The organism is uncultured Campylobacter sp. (assembly GCF_938045775.1).
Lineage (GTDB): Bacteria > Campylobacterota > Campylobacteria > Campylobacterales > Campylobacteraceae > Campylobacter_B.
The window spans coordinates 1-12,619 of the sequence record NZ_CALIBH010000157.1 but is presented as its reverse complement, the minus strand read 5'-3'; the positions used below and the strand labels follow the sequence as shown (position 1 = coordinate 12,619).

At 36.3% G+C, this 12,619-nt stretch carries 8 protein-coding genes, 1 pseudogene and 1 CRISPR repeat array; all 9 genes and pseudogenes read right to left on the bottom strand.

Going from position 1 to position 12,619, the window contains the following annotated elements:
• Positions 1–36: 36 nt before the first annotated feature.
• On the bottom strand, positions 37–282 hold the full coding sequence (locus tag Q0238_RS05900; RefSeq protein ID WP_040303199.1) for a helix-turn-helix transcriptional regulator: 246 nt from the start codon (positions 280–282) through the stop codon (positions 37–39).
• Between the two features lie 292 nt (positions 283–574).
• Positions 575–4,394: a CRISPR direct-repeat array (repeat unit 30 nt; unit sequence GTTTCAATTCCCAACGGGATGGAATTCTAC).
• Positions 4,395–4,784: 390 nt separating this feature from the next.
• Positions 4,785–5,783, bottom strand: a complete 999-nt coding sequence (gene cas1, locus Q0238_RS05895) for a CRISPR-associated endonuclease Cas1 (RefSeq protein WP_297943899.1) — start codon at positions 5,781–5,783, stop codon at positions 4,785–4,787.
• 16 nt (positions 5,784–5,799) lie between these two features.
• Complete coding sequence (gene cas2 / locus Q0238_RS05890) at positions 5,800–6,078, bottom strand: CRISPR-associated endonuclease Cas2 (protein ID WP_291937660.1); 279 nt, start codon at positions 6,076–6,078, stop codon at positions 5,800–5,802.
• An 8-nt stretch (positions 6,079–6,086) separates the two neighbouring features.
• Positions 6,087–6,584: a Dna2/Cas4 domain-containing protein gene (locus Q0238_RS05885; protein WP_297943896.1), complete on the bottom strand. Its 498-nt coding sequence runs from the start codon at positions 6,582–6,584 to the stop codon at positions 6,087–6,089.
• Complete coding sequence (gene cas3, locus Q0238_RS05880) at positions 6,584–8,704, bottom strand: CRISPR-associated helicase Cas3' (RefSeq protein WP_297943894.1); 2,121 nt, start codon at positions 8,702–8,704, stop codon at positions 6,584–6,586. Before cas3 ends, Q0238_RS05885 begins: the two co-directional genes overlap by 1 nt.
• Before the next feature lie 46 nt (positions 8,705–8,750).
• Positions 8,751–9,464 (bottom strand): CRISPR-associated protein Cas5, encoded by a 714-nt coding sequence (gene cas5, locus Q0238_RS05875; protein ID WP_297943891.1) that lies wholly within the window; start codon positions 9,462–9,464, stop codon positions 8,751–8,753.
• Positions 9,465–10,382, bottom strand: a complete 918-nt coding sequence (gene cas7b, locus Q0238_RS05870; RefSeq protein WP_297943888.1) for a type I-B CRISPR-associated protein Cas7/Csh2 — start codon at positions 10,380–10,382, stop codon at positions 9,465–9,467.
• Positions 10,382–12,175 (bottom strand): TM1802 family CRISPR-associated protein, encoded by a 1,794-nt coding sequence (locus Q0238_RS05865; RefSeq protein ID WP_297943886.1) that lies wholly within the window; start codon positions 12,173–12,175, stop codon positions 10,382–10,384. The genes cas7b and Q0238_RS05865 overlap by 1 nt, the downstream gene beginning before the upstream one ends.
• Before the next feature lie 117 nt (positions 12,176–12,292).
• Positions 12,293–12,619: pseudogene (locus Q0238_RS05860) on the bottom strand (CRISPR-associated protein Cas6); the annotation flags it as partial.

The window sequence follows — 12,619 nt, the reverse complement described above, 5'->3', positions numbered from 1 at the left end:
AGATCCAGCTTTTCTTGCAAAGTAATGTTTTGCACTCTACTCTCCTATAAGTTTTTTTATCTTATGCAGCACAAACGCAGCGTCGTCGCTATCGAGCTCGCACAACATCTGGCATATCGCGGTCGCGGCCTGCGGCTTGGTCGTGCCCAAGCGCCAGTCCTGATACGTCCGCATCGACACGCCTAACCTCTGCGCCATCGCGGCGTGCGAGATCTTTTTGCCGTTGTTTTTAGCTTCGACGGCATTGTGCAAAATGTTGAATATATCGCTCGTTTCTAACATATGAAAATTATACAAATTTATTCGTTAATTATACATAAAATCGTATAAAATGAATAAAAATCGTGTCATTCATAAGTAAAAATAGCAAAACACTTCGTTTATCCGTATGAATTATACAGAATACTGCATAAAATAAACATAAAATTTTATAAAATTTTGCATATTATGCCGTAAAGACGAACCGGCCCACACAAACAGGCATCTTATAGAACGGCACATTAAATTTTTAAACCGGGATAGATGAAATTTTAATATCGAAGCTTTTGGGATTTGATTTTTTTGATCGGTTCTGGTAACAATTACGAACAAGATGGAATTTTACCCTATGCCGAGCCATATCTGCCAGTACAAAGAGCGTTTCAATTCCCAACGGGATGGAATTCTACCATGATTTCGATCCTGAAAATAAGCACTGTCCATAGTTTCAATTCCCAACGGGATGGAATTCTACGAAAATCCCGCTAAATCTTTATCATTCATTAGTAGAGTTTCAATTCCCAACGGGATGGAATTCTACGCGCGCGAGGCGGCAAATAATGCGATTATAAACGAGTTTCAATTCCCAACGGGATGGAATTCTACAGTTAAAGATAAAAAATATAATAAAATTGTTTATAGTTTTAATTCCCAACGGGATGGAATTCTACCTCTGATTTTTATTTTCAATCTGAAACATATAAATGTTTCAATTCCCAACGGGATGGAATTCTACCTTCTCATCGCCGCTGTATGCGATAGCTCTGTCGGTTTCAATTCCCAACGGGATGGAATTCTACTCAATCGCTAGGCGTTAGCGAGGAAGAGTTCGAATTCGGTTTCAATTCCCAACGGGATGGAATTCTACTCAACGCCGTCGTCTCATACTACATTCTTTGGCGCAGTTTCAATTCCCAACGGGATGGAATTCTACTCAACATCAAAGATACCTTTTATCGCACTATTTTGAGTTTCAATTCCCAACGGGATGGAATTTTACTCATCAACATCATTGCGTCTGATCAGATCGCAGAGTTTCAATTCCCAACGGGATGGAATTCTACCAAAGTGACGGATTTTTATAGCTTGTATTTGGAGGAGTTTCAATTCCCAACGGGATGGAATTCTACTAGGATTTAAGCTTTATTTTATGAATATACCGTTAGTTTCAATTCCCAACGGGATGGAATTCTACCGAGAAATAGCAACCTTTCAAATCTCCGCGTAGAGTTTCAATTCCCAACGGGATGGAATTCTACGAGCTTTTTGACACCATAAATCTACTCGACAACAAGGGTTTCAATTCCCAACGGGATGGAATTCTACGTAAAGTTAAAGCGTTTTTGCAAACTTCAAAAGCGTTTCAATTCCCAACGGGATGGAATTCTACCTATACTTGAAACGAATACCAACGATTACAAAGATAGTTTCAATTCCCAACGGGATGGAATTCTATGCTGATGGAAAAATTATTTCCATCGTGCGAAAATTGTTCCAATTCCCAACGGGATGGAATTCTACATACGCTTACGACCGACGAGGACGATGCTTATTGGAGTTTCAATTCCCAACGGGATGGAATTCTACGTCTTTGACGCGTCTTTTACCTTTGTATTCAGTTGGTTTCAATTCCCAATGGGATGGAATTCTACAAAACAAAAGCCTCAAACGGAAAAATTTTACACAGTTTCAATTCCCAATGGGATGGAATTCTACGATAGTGCTAAGACTGATAAAGAAAAAGAGGAAGAGTTTCAATTCCCAACGGGATGGAATTCTACGCCGTCGGTTTTGTCTAGGACGTCAAATTCATAAGTTTCAATTCCCAACGGGATGGAATTCTACCCCTCAAATTTCTTAGCGCAAGCGCATTGAAAACGGTTTCAATTCCCAACGGGATGGAATTCTACATAATACTGGTCGTTATATCGTTTTCGTCAAGGTCGTTTCAATTCCCAACGGGATGGAATTCTACCAAAGAACACGGCTATAAAGTATATTATAAAGGAAGTTTCAATTCCCAACGGGATGGAATTCTACAGACCGCTTACGATGACCATTATTCCGTTCCTCTATTGTTTCAATTCCCAACGGGATGGAATTCTACAATAATATCGAGAATGTTTTTATCATTCTTAAAAGTTTCAATTCCCAACGGGATGGAATTCTACGCTTACGTTTTTCAGCCCTCGCGCGCGTATATATAGAAGTTTCAATTCCCAACGGGATGGAATTCTACGAGAGCGAAGCGAAACACGCGCCACTTGACTAAATAGTTTCAATTCCCAACGGGATGGAATTCTACATTGTGCTTATAGCGATGATTTGAAAGAATTTCAGTTTCAATTCCCAACGGGATGGAATTCTACACAAACTTTAAGGAAAAACATAGGGGGATTTGCCGTTGTTTCAATTCCCAACGGGATGGAATTCTACGGACACCCCCATACCCCCGAGTTCGTTTTCCCTCGTTTCAATTCCCAACGGGATGGAATTCTACCTGGTTCTGTCGTTAAGTCAGCTTTTGGCAAGTGAAGTGTTTCAATTCCCAACGGGATGGAATTCTACGTTATGTATAAGCTTGATATATCTTTAGAGCAGTAGTTTCAATTCCCAACGGGATGGAATTCTACTCGTGATGATCTGTATAGTGGTATCAAAGATCATTGTTTTAATTCCCAACGGGATGGAATTCTACAATATCATTACTACGCAAAAATATATTACTGCAAATAGTTTCAATTCCCAACGGGATGGAATTCTACGGTTTATTTTGCTTTGAGCCAAGTAAATTCACTTTGTTTCAATTCCCAACGGGATGGAATTCTACGCTATATGTTTCTTGCAGGTTGATATATCACTTTCGTTTCAATTCCCAACGGGATGGAATTCTACGTGGAAAGACCTATTTAGCCGTTTATCAAATTTAGTTTCAATTCCCAACGGGATGGAATTCTACAAAAACTAAAACTTACGTCATACCTTTTCAAATCAAGTTTCAATTCCCAACGGGATGGAATTCTACCAGATGGACGGGTTATATCTATTTTGCAAAAATTGTTTCAATTCCCAACGGGATGGAATTCTACTACAAACAAATATGTTAATGCATTAACAACTATTTGTTTCAATTCCCAACGGGATGGAATTCTACGCATTTCTTTAGCCGCTTTTCTTGTAAAAGTCATTAGTTTCAATTCCCAACGGGATGGAATTCTACTTTGTGAAAATAACTCTTCCTTCCGCCCTCTAGGTTGTTTCAATTCCCAACGGGATGGAATTCTACTTCGTATGGTTGTATTTTTATTTGATCAGCTTGAGTTTCAATTCCCAACGGGATGGAATTCTACCAAAAACTGGAAATACCCAATAGAGCAAAAAGATAGTTTCAATTCCCAACGGGATGGAATTCTACTGGATTTTTTAGCAGCTTCGTTTATTCCTATTTTATCAGTTTCAATTCCCAACGGGATGGAATTCTACCGCACGCTAAATTTAGGCGGAGAGCGCAGAAAGAGTTTCAATTCCCAACGGGATGGAATTCTACTAATGATTTTCTCTTGAGCGCTGCCTATATTAGATAGTTTCAATTCCCAACGGGATGGAATTCTACCCCCTACTTTAGAAATTAGGCCAGGATATAAATTGTTTCAATTCCCAACGGGATGGAATTCTACAAAAGGATTCTTTTTATGGCCAATCAGGTCCAGCCACGTTTCAATTCCCAACGGGATGGAATTCTACTCGCCTAAGGAATTTAGATGCGAGCCTATATCTTTAGTTTCAATTCCCAACGGGATGGAATTCTACCATATCAGATATTTTACGGAACACGCTCTTGAGGAGTTTCAATTCCCAACGGGATGGAATTCTACAACGGCGATATTAGACCGGTTTCTCACAATCCTTAGTTTCAATTCCCAACGGGATGGAATTCTACGTTGAGCTTGCAAAGCTTTTAGGGCATTCCACGCCGTTTCAATTCCCAACGGGATGGAATTCTACCAAAACGGCACCGCCACTCAAAACAGCTATGAGTAGTTTCAATTCCCAACGGGATGGAATTCTACAAATGAAAAAAGTTCTTTTTCTAGTGCTATTTATTCGTTTCAATTCCCAACGGGATGGAATTCTACAGCACGAATTTTGCCATTTTTCTAGGTAGAAAGTGTTAGGAGTATATATTTTTATGCCTTAAAATGGACTAAATTTAAAAAAGCTCCCGATTGCTCAATGCCCAAAATTAGGCATTTCAGAATCTTAAAAGTAACTTTATCGCTATCTATATGTATCGTGAGCGCAAATGTTAAAATCTAAATATAAAGATATTCAAAAATCGAAGTGTGAATAATAAAAAGCTGAAATTTTAAAAGCATATGCGTTTTTAAAGCCAATTCGTTCGCCGTTCCGTGCTTCAGATCAAATTTATTTTAAAAGCACATGCATTTTAAGAGGGCGCAATCTATGGGCGTAAGTGATTCTAGTTAAGATTAAAAAAGCATAAATTAAGCTCGAAGCCCTGAGACCTACCGCCATACCAGCCCCTCGTAAGGCACGCCTTCACAGACGTATTTTTTGATCTGATTTGCCTCGCGACGGATGATTTGACGCCAGGTTAGGTTCTGTCCCGCTACATTTGCGCAAGATGATAGTTTCTCGATCATTTTTAGCTCGATCTTTTGCACCGCTTCTCGACCAAATCTAATACGCCCCGCATCCGTTTCAAAATCTTTTGCCGTAATCTCGCGTTTGTTTAACATTCCAAAAATTAATCTATCGCCTAAAATAGGCTTAAAAATCTCTACAAGATCAAGATGCAGGCTTAACGCGCGGTAGTTTGGCTCGTGTAAAAAGCCGATGCGCGGATCGAGCTCTGTTTTGTAAATTTCGCTGAGGCAGACGTTATAAATACGCGTATTTACATAGCTAATGAGGGCATTAATTTTATCCGCCGGCGGGCGTTTGGAGCGCGTCGTAAATTTAAAACTGCGCTGATCCTCGATGATTTCGTTCCAGGCCGCGAAATACTGCTTGGCAAAGCCGCCTTCCACTGCCATTACCGCTGCTATGTCGCAGACGCGCGCTAGGGCATCCAGATGCGGCGTAGTATCGAGCGAGACGCCATAAGCCTTGCAATTAATGGCTGCATTTAAGATGCGAACGCGAGTAATCTCGCGAGCGATAAAAAGGCGCTTAGAAAGATCATCAAAAGCCCGCAACTGCGCCAAAAGTACAAAGCCACTTTTATTTACAGAATTTGAAGTGTTCGGGAAAAAACTGCCGCGGAAGCTCTGATAGGCGCTAAAAATATGCAACAAAATGTTATTATTAGCCAAAAACGCCATAGCATAAGTGTCAAGCTCTACCCGCGCCAAAATATAAATTTCATCAATTGCGTTAATCGGCAAAATTTTACTAGTTAAAATTCCGCCCTCGTCGTTAAATTTATCGAAGTATAGATTATTATCTTTGCGGCGCAATCGGCCTGGGCTCAAAATAAAATGCGTGCGATCCGATTTTTGCATACTTTATCCTTAAATTTTAGCTGAAAATCGCTTCATTTTTATCGCGTCCGATGACTAGGCGCTGTGAATATTTGAGCGAATTAAAAGTATAAATTACTACCGAATCAAGCTTGCTGGCGCATTCTTTTTGCAAAATCGCCATTAATTTTTTAAGATCGCTCGCTCTGATTTCACCCTCGAAAACGCTGAATTGCACGCGAGGCAGAAACTTCTCGACCGCCTTTCGGACGCGCGCAGCGTTATTTTTCTCCTTTTCGTCGCTGCTTGAAATATCGTAAAATAAAATAGCGTACATTCTATCTCCTAAATGCAATAATCACGATAAGCGCAACTCTCGCAAATCTTTTGCGGGCTAAATTTAGGCGGCTTTGGCTCGTTTACAAGGGCGGCGATGCTATTTAGAATTGTTTCGATTTTAGTGAAATTTTCGGCGTTATCCTCAATGGCTATGACGGTTTTGCCGCTAATTAGCTTGCCTTTCACCTCTTTTAAATTTAAGCCTGTTTTTAAAAGATAAATGTAAAAAAGTAGCTGCATCTTGCCTGCTTCTGGATTTTTTAGGCTCTTTTTATATTCGGTGATGAGATAATGTCCGCGCTGCTTGGAAAGCTTATCAAATTTCAAATTTGAAAATGCGAATTCCTGTAAACCGTTCTCTTTGATATCCGCTAGTGCCTTGCCCATCAGCACGTTTTCATCTTCCTGATTGGCGTGAATATTGTGTGCGTAAAGCCATGCCTCGCGCTTGCAGGTGATGTAATAATTCACAAGCGTGCCGGTAATTTGGTCTTTGCAAAACATTAGTCGAAAAACTCATTCTTGAGATTTAAGGCGGTATCCTTTTTAATCCCGAAATTATTATTGTACGAAGTATCGCCGAATGGTAAATAATAAACATCTTTTAGCCCATCAATACGCTTTATATTTAAACGCTTTGCATCAAATTCTGTGATATTTACACCAAACCTATTAATTTTCTTAATAGTATTCGTAAATATATCTTTCTTATTAAATTTGTCCATATCAAGCCTATTGATTTCAAAAATTTCATTTTGAAATTCTTTAATATAATCTTCTTTTGGCTCAATTATTACTAAAATTTTAAGCCTATCATCCATCGCCTCGCTAACCTTTTCGTTTATATCGTAAAATCCTAGCTCTTGCATCTGTTCCGCCAAAAATAAGCTCTCTAGGCTTTGCTTTATGGCGCTGAAATACCTAGTGGAAATATCTAAAATTTCGCTTTCGATGATATCTCTTTGCTTTAGAATTTTTACCAAAATAGTATCGCTAATACGTTTTAAATCACCGTAAATGAGATCGGAATAGTCGCAAATATCGTTAAATACGTATAATTCTCCCAGAGCTGTGAAATTTCTATTTATACGACCGGCGGTTTGGATAATCGAGCTAATGGGCGCTATCTCTCTAAATCCGACATCAAAATCCAAATCCACGCCAGCTTCGATAGACTGTGTAGAAATTAGCAAGATCGGATCACCGCACCCACTTTTATTTTTTGCAATTGCATCTTTTATATTTTCGATATTTTTTCGTTTGTGATCATCGCACATATATCCGTTTAGGCAAAAAACTTTAAATTCATCGTAAAATTCCAAAAATAGCTCTTGGGCTTTTTTAATAGTATTTACGACGACTAGTGTATTTTTGCTTTTTGCTAATTGTCTAATCTTGTCTTTTAAAGTACTTTCGTCACCATCAAACCACTTTAAAACGTATCTATTTTGATCTTTGAAATAATCTAAATTTGAAATTTCTTTAAATTTAGTCGTATCAACAATAGGCATCGTAGCGGACATAAAGATAAAAATGCAGCCAAATTTCTCCGCCATCATCTCGCAAAGTTTCATAAAATCCGCCCTGAACTTATACGGTACTGCCTGCGCCTCATCGATTATTATTACACTATTTTTTAATCGGTTAAATTTTACGCTATCTTTATTTTTGTTTCCAAAGAGTGCAAATATAAATTGATATAGCGTGGTTACGTTAATATCTCCGCTAAAGGAATCTATCAAAAATTTAACTTTAGAATAGCGATCTTGCGGGGTACTTTCATCTATCGTAGTTTTGTGATGAATTTTATGAATTAATATATTTTTATCGTCTTCGAAAATCTCTTTTATCTCATCATAAACTTGATCTATGATAGCCGTAAACGGCAGCACGTAAATAATACGTTCTTTATTAAATTTAGCGGCAAAATTTAGCGCAGTCAAAGTCTTACCGTAGCCTGTAGGCGCGGTTAAAGTAAAAAGATTATGATCTACATCGAAATTATTTAAAACGAATTTTCTAAACTCGCTTCTTTTCGCATTTGGCTTACAATTTTCCAGGGCTTTGATATATTTTTCGATCGTATTAGAATTCGCCGGTTTAGAAACAGGAATTCTTTGATTAAAAATAGCTTCATATTTATCACTATAAATAAGCGACGAAAATATGTCTTTGAAATTTAAAAAGTCATCGTAATCAAACTTCTTTTTCGTAAATTTGAAGTATTCTCTTAAATGTTTAGCTTTAATTAAAAGCTCATTTTTATCCCTTTTAATATCTTTGTAAATTTCTAAACCTAAAGCTTTATCTAAGACTTCATCCCAAAAGCCTAGCTCTTTCGAGCTCTCAAAATATTTGCCGAAATTTTTATTTTGCGTTGTAAGCTCGCAAAAATTTTCTACATTTCCATGGTGTGATACGATGGATAAAAACCCAAAAGCCGTATCTAGCTCATTAAATTCTGAATTTAGTAAAAATATGTAAGCGGATAATAAAGCATGATTTTTATCTGCAATTTTTTCGGTAGGATTTTTGATATAAATTTGAAAATTAGTTTTTAGCTTGGCTATATCGTGATAAATTTTAACGCATTGCAAAAGCCTACTATCCGTTTTAGCAAGCATATTTGTTATATGCTTTATTAGCAGTTTATTAGGATGCGATAGCGGCTCACTTTGCAAAGTAGACCTTGTAGTCATTTATTTGATAAATATTTCCTCTATTCTTTGCTTTGATTTGACTATTGCCGCTTAACTTAATAACGAAATCTTTAAAATCCTTAAAAATTCTACCCTCCTCGCACCCGCAAGCCATTCTAGCCGTAGTAAGTCTGATATCAAAGTTTTGTGCATCAAATATAAAATCGTCCATCAAAACGAACGTATCTATAAAACTTTCCTTTTCATGCACCAATTCACAATTTTTTATCTCGATATATTTAAAATCCGCTATACAAAAATTTATACCTAAATATGGTGTAAAGGAGCATCTATGAGCTTTTAAGCTGTTAATTATATTTTCTTTATAAGAAGCGTTTAAAGCACTTAAATCAACGAATATAACATATCTAGGATCTTTTATTAGCTCTTTATAAAACTGCTTTTTCTCGCTAGAATCTTGATAGCCTTGTTCGATATGCATACTTGACGATAGAGCAAATTTTATACCGTTAAAAATCATAGTTTTTTTGCGAAATTGCGAACTTAAAATAACGCTATAACCTATATCGTTAAGTTTAAAATAATTCATTTCACCTATAATCGCCGCCAAAAACCCCATTACGGCAGTCTTTGGCGGCACTGGGTATGTAAGAGACGAGTAGATAGTAGCTGGATGAGAAAAATGCGCGTAATCTCCCGATAGCTCAAAAGCTATTATATCCATTTAAAATCCTATTTTTATCCAATTACTATCAAATTGTGATCTGTTATTTTGCTCGAAGTCAAAATCGCTCATATACTCTATTTTTTCGATCTCTTGTGCGTATCTAGTAAGTTTAGCTTTTAATCTAGAAAAATCAATCATAAAATCATTTATACTTCTTATCTCTACGTCTTCTTTGCTACTATTTATAGCTATACAGTTATTTAAATCTCCAGCGAAAGTATCATTTTTATATGTAATTACTAGCATAAACCTAGGCATTTGACCCATTTTCGTGCGAGTAATTAAATTTTTAGTCCCACTCCAGAGCGCGCTTAAAATCACTTTCACATCATCTTCGCTCAAATTCGTAATCTTTGCACTATGATTATCCACTATTCCGTAAGTTGCAAACATTGCATAATTTAAAAAATCTTCTTCCCTAAACGTTTTATTTGCCTTATCGCTACCGCTTGCAAATGCGCCGGTGCCTTTTATATGCTCTACCGCAACTCTATGAAGCGATCTGCTCATTCTAAACTGAATGGGTCCAATAAATTGAATTCCGGCTGTTTTTATGCCTTCTTTTTTCATCTCGTCTTTATCCGATATCGGCAAAACTCCACCAAATGCGCGAATATCGATAAATTTAGATAAAATTTCTTTTTCAATCTCGATTTTTTCTTGCTTAACGTTAATTACTTCACGTATTGCGCTTTTGCAATCTAAGATATTTTCATCTCTTTTATACTCTTTAATGAAAATCGCACTTTCGTCTTTTTTCATAATTTCATCTCTAATTGTTCGCTTTATACGCACATCAGTAACTTCTGCTGCACCCGTCTCATCGTCTATCCTAGGAGCGTTATCTCTTAGCATATCGCCGTTTGGATTAAAATTTTCGCCGTCCCAAAGAAATAGAATTTCCTTCTTTTTCATTACTCGTCTCCTTGAGTGTTATCTTTAATATATTTCGTAAAATCACTTCCGCCCATAGCAAAAGCCAGCGTTACATAAGCGCTCTTAACCCGCTTTTGAGATAAAAACGCACTTGGTAAAATTCCAATCAAAATATCGCGCATGATTTCTATATTAGCACTTCTTTTTCCTCGCGATACATTGGAGAGTTTTTTGTTAGTTTCATCACACTTGGTCCAAATCCGTTCTAACAGCTCTTTCGTAATTACTCCGGCATTATTCAGCCATTTTTCGAATGAACTATTTTTGCTAATAGCAAATTGGCGATTTATCAACCCTGCAGACATCATTCCTAGCAAATATGCACTCTGCAATACTTCATTATCTTTTAGAAATTCGCTATTTTTCAAAATCGAGCTTATTAGCTCTTTTTTATCGCTTAAGCCTTGCAAATTAACCTCCCTTGCAAATGATATTTTTTCATTTAAAGCACCTATTTCATTAAAGAAATTTTGATATTTTTCGATACTTTCTATACTTCTATTTCGATATGTCTTAACGCAATTAAAATAAAATCTCCATTCTATTTTTGACGCATAACTAGAGTTAATATTGCCTTTATAAATCAAAGCAGCATATTTTTCCATCATATCATCTAAATTCATCCTATTTTGCGATAATAAAAAATTCATAATGTCGATGTTTTTAAGAAATAAATTTTGCATGTAAATAGTATCGTCTTGTTGATCTTTACTATCTTTTCGCCTAATCGCTCTAATATTGTATCTACCCATTAAATCGGAAATTTTAGAAATATAAGACGGCAATACATCATCTATTTGCAATAATACATTAACCGCGGCATTGCTTTTTTTATAAAATAAAATTGTATTTAGTACGGGCATATTTGCTTGTGCTTTAGCTACGAATTCCAATTCGTAATTAATATTTTCTTCGATATTTTGTATGCCTTGCAGATCTTTTTTCTTTTCGCTCGGATCTTTTAAAATTTCCACTATTTTTTCTAATAAATTTGTATCATTTACCATTAACGTCGGTAAGACCGCCATTTTATCCCCGTAAAAATTAAAAGATAATTCCTTATCAATTGCCATAAAACCGTTTTTAACCAAATTTGCATTAGCACTATTTAGAGGTAGTAATCTAACTTTAATGTCTTGTAAAGCAGTCGGTAGCTCATTTACGGAACAAAATGCTAAATTTGCATCTCCACCGATACCCATACTATTCGTAAGCATATCATAACCATAAATTTTGGCAGTTTTACTATTATCGCTATCGCTTAAATGACTCGTAAAAATATTTTTGAAATACGCTGAAACTGGTCTACCCTCCCAAGATAATGCAAAAAAAGTAGCCACTTTCATGCCCTTTTTCTTAGGCTCTTCTTGTAGAGCTACAATTTCACTTAAAATATCATCAAAAAAGCTCTCGTTTAAGCCAGATAAATCCGTTAATATTTTATCATTTTTGATATCGTCAGGATTGAAGCAAGAGAGCATATTTTTTACGGCTTTTAAAATTCCTTTTATAAATTTAGGAGTATCGTCTTTTACGGCTTTACTAATGAATTGGACATTGGGGAACAAATTACCAGAATTTGCGCCTATGCCAAATCTACAAACTATTAAATCATCTCTTGAAATATTATTATTTACCGATATTTCTTTGCTTTCAATATCGCAAAGATAAATTTTAATAGCATCGTATTCATAGCTCTTGTTATTAATTTTAGTTTTTTGTTTATCATAAATCTCGCCGATACTAGAAAAAATTTTAACTATATCGCCCAAAATTTATCCTTTCTAAAATATAGGTGAATTATAACTAAATTTTAATTATATTGTCAATAGTTATTGTATTTTAAAAAAATAATTTGCCTTTTTTAGATTTTTATTATACAATCGATTTCAAAGCAAGCAATTATCCTTTTTAGGATTTGAAATTTGTACTTTAATAAGGTCTTGCTTTACAACCTCCAAAACCCCTACTCCGTAGTTCATGCACCCACTTCCAGCGCCCGTGCCAAGGATCAAATTGATTAGTTCTGCATTAGCTACAATTTTCCATCTTGCCTGCCACGCATATACCGGCTCGCGGTTGTTGCCGTAATAGAATTTCACAGATTCACCCGGCTTTTGCCACAATAAATTTAACTCCATTTCGCCATCATATTTTCGCCCCATAATCGTTTCAAATCGCTGTAAAATATTCGTCTTCATCATCTCTAAATGCCT